This is a genomic window from Nocardioides marinquilinus (genome assembly GCF_039543705.1).
Classification (GTDB): domain Bacteria; phylum Actinomycetota; class Actinomycetes; order Propionibacteriales; family Nocardioidaceae; genus Nocardioides; species Nocardioides marinquilinus.
This window is the reverse complement of the sequence record NZ_BAABKG010000002.1, coordinates 885,760-903,947: the sequence shown is the minus strand read 5'-3', so window position 1 is coordinate 903,947 and position 18,188 is coordinate 885,760. Positions and strand designations below refer to the sequence as shown.

General features: G+C 74.3%; 15 protein-coding genes. 9 read left to right on the top strand and 6 right to left on the bottom strand.

Annotation, left to right across the window (positions count from 1 at the left end; translation table 11 throughout):
- Positions 1-18 precede the first annotated feature (18 nt).
- From ABEA04_RS10365 to ABEA04_RS10355, 3 genes are read left to right on the top strand one after another with little or no spacing between them, the layout of a single operon-like run.
- A complete protein-coding gene (locus tag ABEA04_RS10365) occupies positions 19-1,629 on the top strand; it encodes a sulfatase-like hydrolase/transferase (RefSeq protein WP_345457933.1) in 1,611 nt (536 codons plus the stop codon).
- 20 nt (positions 1,630-1,649) lie between these two features.
- Positions 1,650-3,287: an acyl-CoA dehydrogenase family protein gene (locus tag ABEA04_RS10360; RefSeq protein ID WP_345457930.1), complete on the top strand. Its 1,638-nt coding sequence runs from the start codon at positions 1,650-1,652 to the stop codon at positions 3,285-3,287.
- A gap of 9 nt (positions 3,288-3,296) precedes the next feature.
- Positions 3,297-4,688, top strand: a complete 1,392-nt coding sequence (locus ABEA04_RS10355; RefSeq protein WP_345457925.1) for a TerD family protein — start codon at positions 3,297-3,299, stop codon at positions 4,686-4,688.
- 12 nt (positions 4,689-4,700) lie between these two features.
- Here the strand turns inward: ABEA04_RS10355 and ABEA04_RS10350 are convergent, their stop codons facing one another.
- From ABEA04_RS10350 to ABEA04_RS10335, 4 genes are read right to left on the bottom strand one after another with little or no spacing between them, the layout of a single operon-like run.
- Complete coding sequence (locus ABEA04_RS10350; protein ID WP_345457922.1) at positions 4,701-5,372, bottom strand: SAM-dependent methyltransferase; 672 nt, start codon at positions 5,370-5,372, stop codon at positions 4,701-4,703.
- Between the two features lie 10 nt (positions 5,373-5,382).
- Positions 5,383-5,958, bottom strand: coding sequence for a C40 family peptidase (locus ABEA04_RS10345; protein WP_345457920.1), 576 nt, complete (start codon positions 5,956-5,958; stop codon positions 5,383-5,385).
- A complete protein-coding gene (locus ABEA04_RS10340) occupies positions 5,955-7,094 on the bottom strand; it encodes a dipeptide epimerase (RefSeq protein WP_345457917.1) in 1,140 nt (379 codons plus the stop codon). Before ABEA04_RS10340 ends, ABEA04_RS10345 begins: the two co-directional genes overlap by 4 nt.
- Positions 7,064-7,828: a serine hydrolase gene (locus ABEA04_RS10335; protein WP_345457914.1), complete on the bottom strand. Its 765-nt coding sequence runs from the start codon at positions 7,826-7,828 to the stop codon at positions 7,064-7,066. The genes ABEA04_RS10340 and ABEA04_RS10335 overlap by 31 nt, the downstream gene beginning before the upstream one ends.
- Before the next feature lie 23 nt (positions 7,829-7,851).
- On the opposite strand from ABEA04_RS10335, the gene ABEA04_RS10330 reads away from it, so the two are divergent.
- The 3 genes from ABEA04_RS10330 to ABEA04_RS10320 all read left to right on the top strand — a co-directional run bounded on the left by ABEA04_RS10330 (position 7,852) and on the right by ABEA04_RS10320 (position 10,633).
- Positions 7,852-8,718 (top strand): phosphotransferase family protein, encoded by an 867-nt coding sequence (locus ABEA04_RS10330; RefSeq protein WP_345457912.1) that lies wholly within the window; start codon positions 7,852-7,854, stop codon positions 8,716-8,718.
- 246 nt (positions 8,719-8,964) lie between these two features.
- Entirely contained in the window at positions 8,965-10,200 is a 1,236-nt protein-coding gene (locus tag ABEA04_RS10325; RefSeq protein WP_345457909.1) for a CapA family protein, read from the top strand.
- Between the two features lie 22 nt (positions 10,201-10,222).
- A complete protein-coding gene (locus ABEA04_RS10320) occupies positions 10,223-10,633 on the top strand; it encodes a pilus assembly protein CpaE (RefSeq protein ID WP_345457906.1) in 411 nt (136 codons plus the stop codon).
- A gap of 479 nt (positions 10,634-11,112) precedes the next feature.
- Here the strand turns inward: ABEA04_RS10320 and ABEA04_RS10315 are convergent, their stop codons facing one another.
- The gene (locus ABEA04_RS10315; protein ID WP_345457904.1) at positions 11,113-12,222 is read right to left on the bottom strand and encodes a GuaB3 family IMP dehydrogenase-related protein; all 1,110 of its coding nucleotides are present in this window, start codon (positions 12,220-12,222) and stop codon (positions 11,113-11,115) included.
- 137 nt (positions 12,223-12,359) lie between these two features.
- Here ABEA04_RS10315 and ABEA04_RS10310 point away from each other — a divergent pair, with 137 nt between their 5' ends.
- A complete protein-coding gene (locus ABEA04_RS10310) occupies positions 12,360-13,079 on the top strand; it encodes a hypothetical protein (protein ID WP_345457902.1) in 720 nt (239 codons plus the stop codon).
- A gap of 136 nt (positions 13,080-13,215) precedes the next feature.
- Here the strand turns inward: ABEA04_RS10310 and guaB are convergent, their stop codons facing one another.
- On the bottom strand, positions 13,216-14,718 hold the full coding sequence (gene guaB, locus ABEA04_RS10305) for an IMP dehydrogenase (protein ID WP_345457899.1): 1,503 nt from the start codon (positions 14,716-14,718) through the stop codon (positions 13,216-13,218).
- A gap of 72 nt (positions 14,719-14,790) precedes the next feature.
- Here guaB and zwf point away from each other — a divergent pair, with 72 nt between their 5' ends.
- Together zwf and ABEA04_RS10295 are read left to right on the top strand one after the other, a co-directional pair.
- Entirely contained in the window at positions 14,791-16,218 is a 1,428-nt protein-coding gene (zwf, locus tag ABEA04_RS10300) for a glucose-6-phosphate dehydrogenase (protein WP_345457896.1), read from the top strand.
- A complete protein-coding gene (locus tag ABEA04_RS10295; RefSeq protein ID WP_345457894.1) occupies positions 16,215-18,029 on the top strand; it encodes a glycoside hydrolase family 15 protein in 1,815 nt (604 codons plus the stop codon). Before zwf ends, ABEA04_RS10295 begins: the two co-directional genes overlap by 4 nt.
- The last annotated feature ends 159 nt before the right edge of the window (positions 18,030-18,188 follow it).

Below are 18,188 nucleotides of genomic sequence, written 5' to 3'. Positions count from 1 at the left end.
GATGCTTGACTCTCTCCCGTGAGCGATCACGAGCCTGCCCAGCGGCACCGCGCGCTGTGGTCGACGCTCCTGGTCGTCGCGGCCCTCGTGGTGGCCGGACTGGCCGCCAACGGCGCGCGCTCCGACGGCTCCGGCGGGGCCGACGACGTCACCACCGGACGGGGCCCGACGGGCGACCGGTCCGCCGGGCCCGCGGTGGTCACGGGCCACGACGACGGTTACCTCGGCACCGGCGAGAGCGACGACGTCTCGGTGCGCAACGCCATCGTCTTCCTGGTCGACGACATGAGCGACTTCGCGTGCGACCAGACGCCGGCCTACCTGCCCCGCAGCAGCCGCTGGCTCTACGAGCAGGGCACCTGCTACACCAACGCCACCGTGGCGACGCCGGTCTGCTGCCCGGCACGGGCGCAGATCCAGACCGGCCAGCTGGCCCACAACAACGGCGTCCGCAGCCAGATCGGCGCCCGCAACCTCGACGGCGACCAGACCGTGCAGCACGACCTCGGCGAGGCCGGTATGAGCACCTACGGCGTCGGCAAGTTCCTCAACGGCCTCGCCAGCACCGACCTGTACGGGCCGACCCGCATGACGACCGGCTTCGAGCACGCCGACTTCTGGGCCTCCTACAAGATGCGCGCCGGCCAGTTCGACCTCTTCGGCCGCAACGGCGGCCGGTACCGCCCCACCACCGGCCTGTCGAGCACCCAGACCAGCGCCCGCTACCTCGACCGCTACCTCGACCGCGTGCTCGACGGCGACGAGCCGTTCTACGCCTACAGCGCCTTCTTCGCGCCCCACAAGCAGAGCACGCGCAAGAACGACGCCTCGCTGCCCGTGCCCTCGCCGGAGAACGCCGACAAGCCGGTGCCGCCGTTCTCGTTCTGGCCCGAGCGCGCGTCCGACGACAAGCTGCCGATGTTCGACTACCCGCCGCCGGCGCCGCGCTCGTACTACGAGAAGCTCTGGGCCGCGCGCATCCGCTCGCTCTACGACGTCGACGAGGTGATGGCCTCGGTCTTCGAGCGGCTCGAGACGCGCGGGATGCTCGACGAGACCGCGGTCATCTTCACCAGCGACAACGGCTACAGCGACCGCGGCCAGTTCAACTGGGACGGCAAGTCGGCGCCCTACCCCGCGGCCACCAACATCCCGATGCTCGCCTGGTACCCCGGCCGCGACCGCGCGCTCGACACCCGCCCGGTGAGCCTGATCGACGTCGCCCCGACCCTCTACGACCTGCTGGACGTCGAGCCGGGCCACCTCGTCGACGGCCACTCGCTGCTCGGCGACCACGAGCGCGAGGTCGTCTACGGCGAGTTCTTCCACGAGAGCAACGCCATCGTGGGGGCCGAGTCGGGCCGGGCGGCGCGCTCGCTGCCGTCGTGGCGGCTGGTCACGCGCGGCGTCGAGGCCTACGTCGAGTGGTACTGGCCCGACGGGTCCGTGCGGCAGAGCGAGTACTACCTCGACCCCGGCATGACCGAGAACCTGCTCTACCGCGGCCCGGGCTACCGCGACGGCCCCGTCGCCGACCCCGAGCGGGTGGCCGAGATGCGCGACCTGATGGCCCGCTACGCCGTGTGCGCCGGCACCGAGGAGCAGGGCAGCCCGCGCCCCTGCACCTGATCGCTCCGTACGATGCGGCCGTGGGCCGGGCGACGCACGACGTGACCAACCAGGTGCCGCCGCTGGTCGGCCACGACACCTCCGACGACCCGGCGCTGCTGGCCGCGCTCGAGCGCGAGGGCGCCAGGTGGGCCGTGGACGACGTCCGCGCGCTCGGGCGGCTCGCCGGCGGCGAGCAGGCGCAGGAGTGGGCCAGGCTGGCCGAGCGTCACCCGCCGACCCTGGTCACCCACGACCGGTCCGGCCACCGCGTCGACGAGGTCGAGTACGACCCGGCCTACCACCACCTGATGGCCACCGCGGTCGGACACGGCCTGCACGCGGCGCCGTGGGCCGACGACCGGCCGGGGGCGCACGTGGCCCGGGCGGCGAAGTTCCTGGTCTGGAACGTCGACGCCGGCCACGGCTGCCCGGTCTCGATGACCTACGCCGTGGTGCCCGCGCTGCGCGCCGCGCCCGAGCTGGCCGCCGTCCACGAGCCGCTGCTGACCTCGACCGTCTACGACCCGGGGCTGCGGACGCCGTCGTCCAAGGCGGGGCTGGTCGCGGGCATGTCGATGACCGAGAAGCAGGGCGGCTCCGACGTGCGCGCGAACACCACGCGCGCCGAGCCGCAGGTCGACGGCTCCTACCGGCTCACCGGCCACAAGTGGTTCACCTCCGCCCCGATGAGCGACCTGTTCCTCGCGCTCGCGCAGGCCCCCGGCGGCCTCACCTGCTTCCTGGTGCCCCGGGTGCTGCCCGACGGCACCCGCAACGCGATGCACCTGATGCGCCTGAAGGACAAGCTGGGCAACCGGTCGAACGCCTCCTCCGAGATCGAGTACGACGACGCCGTCGCCTGGCGGGTCGGCGACGAGGGCCGCGGGGTGCGCACCATCGTCGAGATGGTCAACCTGACCCGGCTCGACTGCACCCTCGGGACGGCGTCCGGCATGCGCACCGCCACGGTGGCCGCCGTGCACCACGCCCGGCACCGCTCGGCGTTCGGGCGGAGGCTGGTCGAGCAGCCGCTGATGCGCAACGTGCTGGCCGACCTCGTCGTGGAGTCGGAGGCCGCGACGACCGTGGCGCTGCGGCTGGCCGGCGCCACCGACCGCGCCGCCCGCGGCGACGAGGGCGAGGCCGCCTTCCGGCGCCTGGCCCTCGCGGTGTCGAAGTACTGGGTGTGCAAGCGCGGCCCGGCCGTGGCCGGCGAGGCGCTGGAGTGCCTCGGCGGCAACGGCTACGTCGAGGAGTCGGGGATGCCGCGCATCTACCGCGAGCTGCCGCTGCTGTCGATCTGGGAGGGCTCAGGCAACGTGGCCGCCCTCGACGCGCTGCGGGCGATGGGCCGCGAGCCGGCGTCGGTCGAGGCGTTCTTCACCGAGGTCGAGAGCGCCGCCGGCGCCGACCGCCACCTCGACGACGCGGTCGCGCTGGTGAGGAAGGAGCTCGCGGCCGACCCGGCCGACCTCGAGGTGCGCGCCCGGCGCGTGGTCGAGCAGCTGGCGCTGGTGCTGCAGGGCTCGCTGCTGGTGCGGCACGCCCCCGCGGCCGTCGCCGACGCCTTCTGCGCCTCGCGGCTCGGGCGCGACTGGGGCGGTGCCCTCGGTACCCTGCCGACCGGGCTCGACCTCGGCCCCGTGGTGGAGCGCGCCTTCGCAGGTCGACCGTAGGTTGGCGCGGTGAGCACCCCGCTGCCGATGGGCACCAACCAGCGCCTGGCCGCGACGTCCGGCGAGGTGGTCGTGCGCCACGCGCCCGGCGCCGGCGTCGACGTCAACCTCACCGCCTTCGTCGTCACCGCCGACGGCTCCGTGCGCGGCGACGCCGACATGGTCTTCTACAACCAGCCGCGGCACCCCGACGGCTGCGCGGTCTTCCACGCCCCGGCGGCCGCGCCCGACGGCACCACGCACCGCCTCGGCTTCGACCTCGCCCGGCTGGCCGAGGGTGTCACCAAGGTCGTCGTCACCCTCACCGAGGACGGCGGCGCCGGCTTCGCCCGGGTCGGCGGCCTGCAGGCGCACGTGACCGCCGGTGGCTCCGACTTCGAGCTGACGCCGCCGGCGTTCACCGACGAGCGCGGCCTGGTCGTCGCCGAGGTCTACGTGCGCGGCGGCGAGCCCAAGGTGCGCGCGGTGTGGCAGGGGTACGCCGGCGGGCTGGCCGCCCTCGCCGCCGCCCACGGCGTCGAGACGGACGCCGCCCCGGACGCCGCCCCGGCGCCGCCCGCTCCGCCGGCACCGCCTGCTCCGTCGACGTCGTCGACCTCCACCCCGCCCCCGCCGCCCCTGCCGCCGTCCACCTCGACGCCGCCGCCGCCCCCGCCGCCGTCCACCTCGACGCCCCCGCCGCCCCCGCCGCCGACCGCGCCGTCGTCGTCGTCGTCCGGCATCAACCTCTCCAAGGGCTCGATCAGCCTGGTCAAGGGCGACCGGCCGGTGATGATCGAGAAGACCCGGCGCATGACGGCCTCGGTCTCGTGGGCCGCGGGCACCGACTACGACGTCTATGCGCTGGTGTGGACCACCGACGGCCGGCAGACCGACGTCGCGATGTTCGACGCCGACGGGGTGCCGCCGCGGCAGCAGTTCCTCGGCGTGCGCCACCGCGGCGACGTCGGGCGCGGCGAGCGTCACGCACGCCCGGCGGCGCCGCAGAAGAAGGGCTGGGGCCGCAAGGCCGACCGCACCGGACCGCCCGAGCCGCAGGGCGAGCAGCTCGAGGTCATCGACATCGAGCTCAGCCCCGAGATCGACGCGGTGCTGCCGGTCGCCTACTCGGCGATCACCAACGGCACCGGCTCCTTCCACCGCTACCAGGTCTCGCTCGCCATCGACAACGGCGCCGGCACCACGGTGCGCATCGACGCGGTCAACGCCAACCAGGACAACCGCATCTACACCTGCGTGCCCGGCATCATCCGCAACCGTCCCGAGGGCGTGGTGATCGAGCCGCTCGAGCTCTACAGCCGGCGCGGCTCCGAGCACCGCCCGGCCCTGAGGCTCGACGCGCAGGGCCAGGTCGTGGTCGAGATGGACGCCGGCCCGGCGAACCAGATCAAGGACGACTGAGGCCCCGCGAGATCAGCGGAAGGTGAACAGCCGCCGGTCGGGCGGCAGGGCCGGCAGGGCCGGCAGGGCCGGCAGGGTCGGCAGGGTCGCCGGCGGCTCGACGTCCAGCCGCACGGCGCCGACGGTCGGGTGGTGGCCCTCGTCGAGGGTCTCGTGCGCGGTCTCGACGAACCCGGCGGCCCCGAACCAGCGGCGCACGTCGGCGTCGAGGTCGTCGAAGCCGCGGCCCCGTCCGCGGGTCCACAGCACGGTGGCGCCGGGCCCGCAGAGCGCGGGCGCCGCGGTGATGGTGTGCTCGATGTCGGCCGGGCTGACGTTGCCGAAGATCCCGCAGAGCAGCAGCAGGTCGGCGGGCGGCAGGCCGGCGTAGGTGGCGGGGTCGCCGGCGTCGGCGGTGAGCACGGTGACGTCGGCGTCGGTCGCGGCGGCGGCCGCCCGGGCGCGGTCGCCGAGCACCGGGTCGAGCTCGACGAGCGTGGCGCTCACGCGGGCGGCGTCCGGCCGGTCGGCCAGCACGCCGAGCACGTCGCGGCCGTCACCGGCGCACACGCTGAGCACCCGCACCGGCCCGGCGCGACGGTCGAGGGCCTCCGCGACGTGGCCGCGCACCGCGGCCAGCCGCCAGGCCAGCCCCGAGCCGGGGTCGTCGTACCCCTCGTGCCAGGCCCGCCAGTCGCGCGTCATCGCCGGCCTCCTAGAACCGGCCGGCCGAGACCAGCGTGGCGCGGCGGGCGTCGGGCAGCGGCTCCTCGACGACGTAGCGGCGCGGGCCCGAGTCGGGCGCGTGCAGCATCGTGGACGTCGCCGGGTCGGTCACGAAGCCGACGTGCGTGACGCGGGTGCCGCGGCCGTCCTTGGCGAAGAACCACAGGTCGCCGGGACGCTCCTCCCCCAGCGTCACCGGCTCGCACGCGCTGGCCTGGTCGGAGGCGTCGCGCGGCACGGCGACGCCCACGGCCCGGAAGCTGGCGTGCACCAGCCCGGAGCAGTCGACACCGTCGTGGGTCAGCCCGCCCCACACGTAGGTGGTGCCGAGGAACGTGCGCGCGATGGCGACGACGCTCTCCTCGTCGGGCGCGAGGTCGGCGACCGGCGTCCACCCGGGGTAGCCGAGCGCGTCCTTCGCCGAGGCCTGGGCGGGGGCGGTGACGCGCAGCCAGTCGCCCTCGCGCTGGTGCACCTCGACGCGCTCGCCGGGCAGCAGCTGGGTCACCTGCTCGGCGCCGGCGCGGGGCTCGGCGAGCACGGGGGCGACGCGGACGGCTCTCATGGGGTGGCTCCTTCGTCGAGTCCCCCGATGCCGAGGCCCGGGGTGGCGGGCAGGACGAGACGGTCGCGGTCGTAGGTCGGACCGCCCACGTAGGGCGAGGCGGTGGCCCACCAGGCGGCGTCCAGGTCGGGCAGCGCGGTCGTGCCGACGGCGGCGACGAGCGAGGCGGCGGCGCCGAGGCCGACGTGCGACTCCATCATCGAGCCGACCATGGTGCCGAAGCCGTGCAGGCCGGCGACGCGCAGCAGCTCGAGGGCCGGCGTCAGCCCGCCGCACTTGGCCAGCTTGACGTTGACCAGGTCGGCGGCGTCGAGGCGCACGATCTCGACGAGGTCCTCGAGGGTGAACAGCGACTCGTCGGCCATCACCGGCGTCTCGACGTGCGCGGTCACGTGGGCCAGGCCGAGGACGTCGTGCGCCGGCACCGGCTGCTCGACCAGCTCGACGGCGGCGCCGGCGTCCTCGAGCGCGGTGACGACGCGCACCGCCTCGAAGGCGTCCCAGCCCTGGTTGGCGTCGAGGCGCAGCGCGACGCCGGGGCCGACCGCGTCGCGCACCGCGCGCACCCGGGCGACGTCGGTGGCGGCGTCGGTGCCGACCTTGAGCTTGAGGGCGCCGAAGCCGTCGGCCACCCGGGCCTCGGCGGCGCGCGCGAGGTCGGCGGCCTCGCCCGCGGCGAGCGTGACGTCGGTGGGCACCCGCAGCTCGACCGCCGCGCCGGCCACCCCGGCGAGCGCCGCGAGGTGCTCGGCGAGCGGGACGCCGGCCCGCCGCGCCGCGAGGTCGTGCAGCGCGACGTCGGCGGCCATCTTGGCCGACCGGTTCGCGACCACCGCGCGCTGCACCAGCGGCGCGGACTCGCGGGGGTCGGCGGGGCGGCCGAGCAGCGCGTCGCGCAGCGGACCGTCGAGGCAGGCCTGCGAGCCGGCCAGCGAGTCGCCGGTGACCTGCCAGACCTGCGGCGCCTCGCCCCACCCGCTCACGCCGTCACCGTCGACCACCTCGACGAGCACGGTCTCGATGGTCGTGGTGCGGCGCAGCGCGGTCACGAACGGCGTGTGCAGCGGCACGCTCAGCCGCCGGGTGCGCACCTCGGCGATCGTCGTCATCGCGCCGCCACCGGTCGGTGCGCCCACGCCTGCGCCGCGGTGCGGGCGACCAGCGCCTCGGCGTGCTCGTGGTCGAGGCCGGTGCGGGTGAGGACGACGAGGGCGCAGGGCTCGGCGTCGGGGCCGTCGGCGCGCACCAGCGCCATGTCGTGGGTCAGCCCGTCGACCCAGCCGGTCTTGTTGGCGACGTCGGCGCCGGGAGCGAGACCGGCCAGGCCGGCCGGGATGCCGTCGCGGTAGGTCTGCGCGCGCATCACCTCGACGACGCGCTCGGGCGTGCGGGCCAGCACCCGGCCGAGGTCGCGGGCGGTGACGCGGTTGTCGGGGCCGGCCTCGCGGGCCGCGGCGTCGCCGATGCCGCGCCCGAACGTCGTCCGGTCGCTGACGCCGGCCTCGCGCAGCACCGCCTGCACGGCCGGGACGCCGACCCGCTCGAGCACCAGGTTGGCGGCCACGTTGCTCGAGACGGTGATCGAGCGGTGCACCAGCTCGCCGAGGGTCGCGGTGGCGGCGCGGCCGGCGAGGGCGTCCCAGGTGACGTCGTCCTGGTCGTCGTCGCGGTCGAGCTCGTAGCGCCCCCCGGCCTGCGAGGCGAAGTCGGCGTGCAGCGCGATCGGCTCGCTCCAGTCGAGCCCGGCCGCCGCCGTGGCGATCGGCACCTTGACCAGGCTGGCGGCGTACAGCGGCACGTCGGCGTCCTGCTCGAACCAGGTGGTGCCGTCGAGCGCGCCGAACCAGACGGCGACGAGATCGGCGGTCACCCCTCCACCCTAGGATCTGCCGCGTGTCCGGACTCGGGGGGCTCTCGTCGCTCACGCCGCGCCAACGGGCCCTCGTCGAGGGCTGGCTCCCCGGTGTCGAGGTCGAGGCCGACCTCGGCTGGGGCCTCGTCGACACCGTGGTGCTGCGGGTCGCGCACGCCGGCGAGACGCTGACCGTCAAGGCCTCGGGCCCCGCCAACGGCCACCTGGTGCGCGAGGTGCGCGCCCACCGCGAGTGGTTGGCCCCGTGGACGTCGATCGGCCGCGCGCCCGTGCTGCGGCACGCCGACGTCGACGAGCGCGTCATCGTCACCACCCACCTGCCCGGCGACCTCGTGCAGGGGACGCCGGCCGCCGCCGACCCCGACGTGCACCGGCAGGCGGGGGTGCTGCTGGCGCTGCTGCACGGCCAGCCGTCGATCGTCGACGACGACCACGAGGCCCGCGAGAACGCGCGGATGCTGCGGTGGCTCGACGGAGAGCACCGCATCGCGGCCGACGTCGAGTCGCGGCTGCGCGGGCTCGTCGCCGGCTGGCCGACGCCGCCGTCCGTGCTCGTGCCGACCCACGGCGACTGGCAGGGCCGCAACTGGCTGGTGCACAGGGGCGTGGTGTCGGTCATCGACCTCGGCCGCGCCGACCTGCGTCCGGCGCAGACCGACCTCGCCCGGCTGGCCGAACGCGAGTGGCGCGGCGCGCCGCACCTCGAGGCGGCGTTCGTCGAGGGGTACGGCGCCGACCCGCGTGACACGGGCGGTGAGGATGGCCGGGACGGCTGGTGGCGGCTGCGGGTGCGCGAGGCCGTCGGCGTCGCCTGCTGGGCCTTCGGCGTCGGCGACGAGCCCTTCGAGGCCGAGGGCCACCGCGCGCTCGCCGAGCTGCTCGCGTGACCTCGGGTCGTCGGCCGAGACCCTTCGACGGGCTCAGGTCCGTGTGGTCGCGCCGGCCTCGGAGGGTCGGCGGTCTCGAGGCTCGTCGCCGGGGCTCCTCGCACCTCGACCGTCGTCGAGGCCGGCGAGACCCCGTCAGGTGGACCCGAGCCCACGGACCCTGAGCCTGTCGAAGGGACTCGACCGGACCGACAACCGATCCGGCGCCCGGTGCGTCTACGGGCTGTGAGGTCACGGGGCGCGGGGGTGGGCGCCTCCCTGTTCCTGTGCGCGGCCCTGGCCGCGACCACCGTGCCCGGGCCGCCGTCGGCGGCCGGGCCGACCCGCGCGGGCCGACCGGACGCCGTCCTCGCCGCGGCGGAGCCGTCGCCCGACCCGGTCGTGGTCGCGCCGCCGGCCCCCGACCCGCCGACGCCCGAGCCCGAGCCCGCGCCCGAGCCCGCGCCGCGCGAGGTCAGCCTCGTGATGGGCGGCGACCTGCTGTGGCACAACACGGTGTGGCAGAGCGCGCAGGCCGACGCCGCCGTCACCGGTGACGGCCCGTTCGACTTCGACCCGATGTTCGCCGCGCTGCGGCCGCTGGTGCGCTCTGCCGACGTGGCGCTGTGCCACGAGGAGGTGCCGTTCGCGCGGCCCGGGCAGCCGCTGCAGAGCTTCCCGGTCTTCGCCGCGCCGCGCCAGGTGGCGCCGTGGCTGGCCGACATGGGCTTCGACGGCTGCACGACGGCGTCCAACCACGCCGTCGACCAGGGCTGGGAGGGGCTGGCCTACACCGTCGGCCAGCTGGAGCGGCACGGCGTCCGCGCGATCGGCACCTTCCGCAGCCCGGCCGAGCGCCGGCGTCCGGTGGTGCTCACGACCGACGACGGCGTGCGGGTCGCGGTGGTGGCCGGCACCTACAGCCTCAACGGGTTCCCGCTGCCCGAGGGCCGGCCCTGGTCGGTCTCGATGTGGGACGCCGAGAACCTGCTCGACCAGGCGCGACGGGCCCGCGCGGCCGGGGCCGACGTGGTCGTCGTCCACCTGCACGGCGGCGACGAGTACTCCCACGAGCCGAACGCCGACCAGGTGGCGCTCGTCGAGCGGCTGACCCGCTCGCCCGACGTCGACCTGGTGCTGGGCGAGCACGCCCACGTGGTGCAGCCGATCACGCGGGTCAACGGCACCTGGGTGGCCTACGGGATGGGCAACATGGTGGCCCAGCAGGAGACCTTCCGCTCCGACACCTACGAGGGCATCACCGTGCGGTTCGTGCTGCGCGAGCAGCCCGACGGCCGCTTCGAGGTCGTCCGCGCCGGCTACGTGCCGACCACCTGGAACGTCTACGGCGCGGGTGGGCCGATCCGGGCCCGCTGGATCAGCCGGGCGCTGCGGCGGCCGGGGCTGGGCGCGTACGAGCGGTCGCGGCTGCTGGCCGCGCGGGCCTCGATCCGGGACGCCGTGCACGGGCTCGGCCGCACGCCGGGCCTGCGCGAGCTGTAGGCCCGCCGGGCAGACTGGACGGGTGATCGACGTCGACCTCGCCCGCCGCCTCAAGGACGCCGGCCTCGGCTGGCGCCCGGCACGCGGCGACGCCTTCGCGGTGCCCGACCGCGACCTCGACGGCGAGGTGTTCGTGGTCAGCGACCTGGTGGTCGAGCTGCGCGAGGTGCCCGAGGGCCCGCCGATCCTCGCCTTCAACGGCACCACCGAGTGGGCCCTCGACAGCCTCGAGGCCCACGAGGCGATCTGGCTGCCGAGCGAGGCCCAGCTGCGCGACGTCCTGGGCGAGGCGTTCGTGGGCCTCGAGCGGCTGCCGGGTGAGGCCGGCGGCTGGGCGGTCACGGTCACCGGCCCGGACGGCGTCCCCGAGCGTCACGTCGACCTCGACCCCGTCGCCGCCCACGCCCGCGCCGTCCTCGCCCGCCTGGCCTGACGCACCCGCCCCTTCGACAGGCTCAGGGCCCGTGTGGGAGCCCTAGCCTCGACGGGCCGGTGGTTTCGACGACGCTCGTTCCTCGCTGCTCGACCACCGGAGTCCCCGGTGGTCGAGCAGGCCGAGCGCCTGCACGAGGCTGTCGTCGAGACCCCGGAGGGTCAACGCCAACCCGCCCCCACGGACCCTGAGCTTGTCGAAGGGCACCCCCCAGGCGAACGTTCGCGTGGAGGGCCGGTGGTTTCGACGACGCTCGTTTCTCGCTGCTCGACCACCGGCAGCCACCGGTGGTCGAGCAGGCCGAGCGTCTGCGCGAGGCCGTCGTCGAGACCCCGCAAGGTCAACGCCACCGTTCCCGTGGAGGGCCCTTCGACAAGCTCAGGGTCCGTGTGGTGGCGCTGGCCTCGCCGGGCCGGCCGTCCAGCACCGGTGGTCGAGGTGCGAGGCCGGTCATGGCCGAGCCTCGAGACCCGTCGCGCTCAGGGGTCGACGACGACCTCGACGCGCTGGAACTCCTTGAGGTCGGTGTAGCCGGTGGTGGCCATGGAGCGGCGGAGGGCGCCGATGAGGTTCATGGTGCCGTCGGCGACGCGGGAGGGGCCGAAGAGGATCTCCTCCAGGCTGCCGACCTGCTCGAAGCGCACCCGCTGGCCGCGCGGCAGCGCGCCGTGGTGGGCCTCGGCGCCCCAGTGGAAGCCGTGGCCGGGGGCGTCGGTGGCGCGGGCGAACGGCGAGCCGACCATGACGGCGTCCGCGCCGCAGGCGATCGCCTTGGCGATGTCGCCCGACTTGCCGATCGAGCCGTCGGCGATGACGTGCACGTAGCGGCCGCCCGACTCGTCGAGGTAGTCGCGGCGCGCGGCGGCGACGTCCGCGACGGCACTCGCCATCGGGACCGCGACGCCGAGCACGGTGCGGGTGGTGTGCGCCGCGCCGCCGCCGAACCCGACGAGGACGCCGGCCGCCCCGGTGCGCATCAGGTGCAGCGCCGCCTGGTGGGTGGCGCAGCCGCCGACCACGACCGGCACGTCGAGCTCGTAGATGAACTCCTTGAGGTTCAGCGGCTCGGCCTGGCTGCTCACGTGCTCGGCGCTGACCGTCGTCCCGCGGATGACGAACATGTCGACGCCGGCGTCGACGACGGTCTTGGCGAACTCCTTGGTGTGCTGCGGCGAGAGCGAGCCCGCGACGGTCACGCCCGCGGCGCGGATCTCGCGCAGCCGCTCGGTGATCAGCTCGGCCTTCACCGGCTCGGCGTAGATCTCCTGCATGCGCGCGGTGGCCTCGGTGCCCTCGAGCCCGGCGACCTCGGCCAGCAGGTCGCGCGGGTCGTCGTAGCGGGTCCACAGGCCCTCGAGGTTGAGCACGCCGAGACCGCCGTACTCGCCCAGCGCGATCGCGGTGGTGGGCGACATGACCGAGTCCATCGGGGCGGCGAGCACCGGCAGCGAGAACCGGTAGGCGTCGATCTGCCAGTCGACGCTGACCTCCTCGGGGTCGCGGGTGCGCCGTGACGGCACGATCGCGATGTCGTCGAAGGAGTAGGCCCGTCGGCCGCGCTTGGCCTGCCCGATCTGGATCTCGGTCATGGCGGGAGTCTGTCATTCCGCGGGTGCGGCCCGGGCGGCCGGCCGCTGCGAGGTCGTCGGTTGCGCGAAGCAACCAAACCCGCCCCGGCGGCGTCTCCCCGAGTGAACCCATCAGCCCTCTCGGAGAGGTCGTCGTCATGCACCGTCGCCTGACCCTGCTCGCCACCGTCGTCGCCGCCGCGACCGTCGCCGCGGTCACCTTCCTGCCCACGGGCGGGACGTCGGCCATGGCCGGCCCTCCCGGCCGAGCGGCCTCGGCCTCCTCGGCATCGACGGTGGCCGAGCCCGCCGAGAGGGCAGCGCCCGTGCGCACGCAGCGCACCGTCGTCCGGCCGGTGACCACCGCCGGCCGACCGGCGCCCGGCTGGACCGTCACCCGCCTGCGCGGCGCGGTGACGTGCGACGGCCGCTCGCCGTCCAGCGTCGACCCGGGCGTCGCAACCTGCTACCCCACCGCCTACGCCCTGCGCGCCTGCTGGAAGTCGCAGGACCACACCGCGCTCTGCGTGCGCGACGCCCGCGTGCAGCGCCTGGTGCGGGTCCGCTACACCGGCGCGTTCCCGGCCGCCGTCAAGGCGCCGCCGTTCATCGCGCCCATGGACCTCGAGCTCACCAACGGCAACGACTGCCTGGTGCGCGACGGCGGCGCCTGGGGCTCCCCGCCGCAGCACCCGCGCTGGGTCGGCTACTACTCCTGCGACAAGGGCTCGGTCTACGGACCCGACGACTACCGCTGGGGCATCACCCGCAGCACCCAGCCCTGGCAGGTGCGCGTCTGGCGCACCCCCGACGGCCGCGCCGGCTCCATCGTCGTCCGCGAGGTCGCCCGCGCCTGGTACGTCGGCACCGCGGCCTGACGGTCGCCGGACCAGGACCCGGCACTGACGCTGAGCCTGCCGAAGGGCCCTTCGACAGGCTCAGGGTCCGTGGGGCCCGGTCGCCGTGGGCCTCGGGGTCCGAGGGGGCCCTTCGACGGGCTCAGGGTCCGTGGGCTCAGGCGCCGGTGTAGTTCGGCGCCTCGACCGTCATCTGGACGTCGTGGGGGTGGTTCTCCTTGAGCGAGGCGGCGGTGATCCGCACGAAGCGGCCCTTGTCCTGCAGCTCGGGCACGGTGCGGGCGCCGACGTAGAACATCGACTGGTTCAGGCCGCCGATGAACTGGTGGGCGACGGCGGCGAGCGGGCCGCGGTAGGCGACCTGGCCCTCGATGCCCTCGGGGACGATCTTGTCGTCGCTGGTGACCTCGGCCTGGAAGTAGCGGTCCTTGGAGTAGGACTTCTTGCCGCGGCTGCTCATCGCGCCGAGCGAGCCCATGCCGCGGTAGGTCTTGTACTGCTTGCCGTTGACGAAGATCAGCTCGCCGGGCGACTCCTCGCAGCCGGCCAGCATCGAGCCGACCATCACGGTGCTCGCACCAGCGACGAGCGCCTTGGCGATCTCGCCGGAGTGCTTCATGCCGCCGTCGGCGATCACCGGGACGCCGGCCGGGGCGCACGCGAGCGAGGCCTCGTAGACGGCGGTGATCTGCGGGACGCCGCAGCCGGTGACGACGCGGGTGGTGCAGATCGAGCCGGGGCCGAAGCCGACCTTGACGGCGTCCGCGCCGGCGTCGACGAAGGCCTGCGCGCCCTCGCGGGTCGCGACGTTGCCGCCGATGACCTGCACGTGGCGGGTGGAGGGGTCGGTCTTGAGCCGCCTGACCATGTCGAGCAGCAGCGTGACGTGGCCGTGGGCGGTGTCGGCGACGAGCACGTCGACGCCGGCCTCGATGAGGGTCGTGGCGCGCCGCCAGGCGTCGCCGAAGTAGCCGATGGCGGCGCCGACCATGAGCCGGCCGTGCGCGTCGTTGGAGGCGAGCGGGAACTGCTCGCCCTTGACGAAGTCCTTGACGGTGATGAGGCCGCCGAGCCGGCCCTGCTCGTCGACCAGGGGCAGCCGCTCGCGCTTGTGGCTGCGCAGCAGCGTGGTGGCCTCCTCGCGGGAGATGCCGACCGGTCCGGTGATGAGCGGCATGGGCGTCATCACCTCGTCGACCTTGGTGGTCGCCCACTCGGCGACGGGCGTGAACCGCAGGTCGCGGTTGGTGATGATGCCGAGCAGCCGCTCGTCGGTGTCGACGACGGGCAGCCCCGAGACGCGGTACTCGCCGCAGATGCGGTCGAGGTCCTCGAGCGTGCGGTCGGGGGTGATGGTGACCGGGTTGGAGATGATGCCGGTCTGGGTGCGCTTGACGAGGTCGACCTGGTAGGCCTGGTCCTCGATCGAGAGGTTGCGGTGCAGCACCCCGATGCCGCCCTGCCGGGCCATCGCGATGGCCATGCGCGACTCGGTGACGGTGTCCATCGCCGCACTGACGATCGGCACCTTGATCTCGATGTCGCGCGTCAGCCGCGACGTGGTGTCGATCTCGTCGGGCGCCAGGTCGGAATGACCCGGCAGCAGCAGCACGTCGTCGTAGGTGAGGCCGAGGGCGGCGAACTTCTCAGGTACCTCCACGCCTCGAGCCTACCGGCGCTTCCAGCCCCGGGGTGAGCCGCCGCCCTTGCGTGCGCAGACAAGGTGGAGGGCGTGAGCGAGACCCTGCCTCCCCACGTCCTCGTCCTCTTCGGCGCCACCGGCGACCTGGCCGCCCGCAAGCTGTTCCCGGGCCTGTACCGGCTGGCGGCGGCGGGCCGGCTGCCCGAGGAGTACGCCGTCGTGGGCTCCGGACGTCACTCCCCCGGCACCGACGACGAGTTCCGCGACCAGGTGCGCGAGGGGCTCGTCGAGACCGTCGGCGACGACCTCGACGACGACGTCGCGGCCGACCTGCTGCGCCGCACCAGCTTCCAGACCTCCGACGCCGACGACGGCAGCGACCTCGCCGAGGCCGTGCGCCAGGCCGAGGACGACCTCGGTGGCGCCGACGCCGACGTCCTCCGCCTGGTCTACCTCTCGGTGCCGCCCGCCGCGATGGAGCCGATGATCGCGATGCTCGGCCGCGAGGGCCTCACCGAGCGCGCCCGGCTCGTCGTCGAGAAGCCGTTCGGCCTCGACCTCGACAGCTCGCGCAGTCTGGACGCCGCCCTCAAGGACGTCGTCGAGGAGGACCAGGTCTTCCGCATCGACCACTTCCTGGGCAAGGAGGCCGTGCAGAACATCCTCGCGCTGCGCTTCGCCAACGGCCTCTTCGAGCCGGCGTGGGACAACCGCAGCATCGCCTCGGTGCAGATCGACGTCCCTGAGGAGCTGCGGATGGAGGGCCGCGGCAGCTTCTACGAGTCCACCGGCTGCCTGCGCGACATGGTCTCGACCCACCTCTCCCAGCTGCTCGGCTTCGTCGCGCTCGAGGACCCCCGCGAGCTCACCGAGCAGGCCGTGCGCGACGCCAAGTCGGCGGTCTTCGAGGCGCTCGAGCCCCTCGACGCGAGCCGCGTCGTCTACGGCCAGTACGACGGCTACCGCGACGAGGACGACGTCGACGACGACTCCGACGTCGAGACCTTCGTGGCGCTCGAGATGCGCGTCGACAACGACCGCTGGCGCGGCGTCCCCTTCCACCTGCGCACCGGCAAGGCGCTCGCCGAGACCCGCCGCACCATCACGCTGCGGTTCAAGGACCCGGGCTCCGGGCTCCTCCACAGCGGTGGCGACGGCGGCGACGAGCCGAACGAGCTGGTGCTCGAGCTGACCGACGACCCCATCATCACCATCGACGTGCGCGCCAAGCGGCCCGGCCCCGAGCTGACCCTCACCGAGGCGCGGTTCCACCTCGACCTCGCCGACGACGTCCCCGACACCCCCGAGAACAAGCCGCTGGAGGCCTACGAGCGGCTGCTGCTCGACGCGATGCGCGGCGACCAGACGTTCTTCACCCGCGCCGACGAGGTCGACCGGCTCTGGCAGGTCATCCAGCCGCTGCTCGACGACCGGCCCGAGGTGCACCCCTACGAGCCCGGCTCGTGGGGCCCGCAGGCCGCGATCGACCTGCCGGACGGCGGGTGGCGCCTGCGATGAGCGAGCCCGACCAGCCCACCCCGATCGCCGACCACGGCATCATCGGCGACCTGCGCACCTGCGCGCTGGTCAGCACCGAGGCCACCATCGACTGGTTCTGCGCGGGCCGCTTCGACGCCCCCAGCGTCTTCGGCAGCCTGCTCGACCCGGACGCCGGCTCGTGGCGGGTCTGGGTGGTCGACGGCCACACCCGCACCACGCAGTTCTACCTGCCCGACTCGGCCATCCTCGTGACCCGCTTCCTCACCGAGGACGGCGTCGCCGAGGTGCACGACTTCTTCCCGCTGGTCGCCCGGCACGAGCCGCACCACCACCAGCGCATCATCCGCCGCATCGCCGCCGTCCGCGGCAGCGTCACGGTGCGCACCGAGCTGCGGGCGCGGCCCGACTACGGCCGCACCACGCCCGACGTCGAGCAGGTCGACGGCGGGTGCCTGCTCACCGCCGGCGACCTCCGGCTCGGCCTCACCGCCACCCACGACGTGGAGATCGGCGACGACGTCATCACCGCCGAGCTGCGGCTCGAGCCGGGCGAGGAGGCACGCTTCACGCTGCACGTGCTCGACGACGACGAGGACGTGCCCGACGAGGGCGACGTCGAGGGCCTGCTCGACGCCACCGCGAGGTTCTGGCGCGACTGGCTGGCGCAGTCGACCTACACCGGTCGCTGGCGCGAGATGGTCGACCGCTCCGCGATCACCCTCAAGCTGCTCACCCACGAGCCCAGCGGCGCGATCATCGCCGCCCCGACCACGAGCCTGCCCGAAGAGCTCGGGGGCGAGCGCAACTGGGACTACCGCTACGTGTGGATCCGCGACGCCGCCTTCTCGCTCTACGCCCTGCTGCGGCTCGGCTTCACCGACGAGGCCGAGTCGTTCATGACGTGGCTCTCCGAGCGCCTCGGGGAGGACCACGACTACGGCGACGGCCCCGACCTCGGGCCGCTGCGCAACCTCTACGACATCGACGGAAAGGTGCCCACCGAGGAGCACGAGCTCGACCACCTGCGCGGCTACGCCGACAGCCGCCCGGTGCGGGTCGGCAACGCCGCGGTCGACCAGCTGCAGCTCGACATCTACGGCGAGCTGATTGACTCGGTCTACCTGTTCAACAAGTACGGCGCCGGCATCAGCCTCGACGCCTGGGACGACCTCCGGCGGGTGCTCGACTGGATCGTGGAGAACTGGGAGCGCGACGACGCCGGCATGTGGGAGGTGCGCGACGACCCGCGCCCCCACACGACGTCCCGGCTCATGTGCTGGGTGGCGATCGAGCGGATGATGCGGACGGCGCGCCAGCGCGGTCTGCCGGGCGACCTGGCCGGGTGGGGCGAGGTGCGCGACCGCATCCAGCAGCGCATCGTCGACCACTGCTGGAACGACGAGGTCGGCGCGTTCATGCAGGCCGAGAGCTCCGAGCACGTCGACGCCGGTGTGTTGCTGATGCCGCTGGTGAAGTTCCTGGCGCCCAACGACCCGCGCTGGCTCTCGACCATGAAGGTGCTCGAGGAGCGGCTGGTCTCCGACAGCCTGGTCTTCCGCTACGACCTCGGCCAGTCGACCGACGGCCTCGACGGCCCCGAGGGCACGTTCTCGCTGTGCTCGTTCTGGTACGTCGAGGCGCTCACCCGCGCCGGCCGCCTGGACGACGCCCGCCTCGCGCTGGAGAAGATGTTCACCTACGCCAACCACCTCGGCCTCTACGCCGAGCAGGTCGGCCTCACCGGTGAGCAGCTGGGCAACTTCCCCCAGGCCTTCACCCACCTCTCCCTCATCAGCGCCGCGATGAACCTCGACCGCCAGCTGGGCTGAGGGCCTGGGTGCGCCGGGGCCCTTCGACAGGCTCAGGGTCCGTGGCGGGGTCGGCCCTGACGATGGTCGAGGTGCGAGGAGCCCTGGCGACGAGCCTCGAGACCGCCGGCCGTCCGTGCGGACGTTCGGCGTGGGGCGCCCTTCGACAGGCTCAGGGTC

Bases quoted from the DNA above. Each gene is read 5' to 3' on its own strand.
- ABEA04_RS10350 (WP_345457922.1), bottom strand. From the start codon at position 5,372: ATGACGCGCGACTGGCGGGCCTGGCACGAGGGGTACGACGACCCCGGC.
- ABEA04_RS10345 (WP_345457920.1), bottom strand. From the start codon at position 5,958: ATGAGAGCCGTCCGCGTCGCCCCCGTGCTCGCCGAGCCCCGCGCCGGC.
- ABEA04_RS10315 (WP_345457904.1), bottom strand. From the start codon at position 12,222: ATGACCGAGATCCAGATCGGGCAGGCCAAGCGCGGCCGACGGGCCTAC.
- ABEA04_RS10310 (WP_345457902.1), top strand. From the start codon at position 12,360: ATGCACCGTCGCCTGACCCTGCTCGCCACCGTCGTCGCCGCCGCGACC.
- ABEA04_RS10295 (WP_345457894.1), top strand. From the start codon at position 16,215: ATGAGCGAGCCCGACCAGCCCACCCCGATCGCCGACCACGGCATCATC.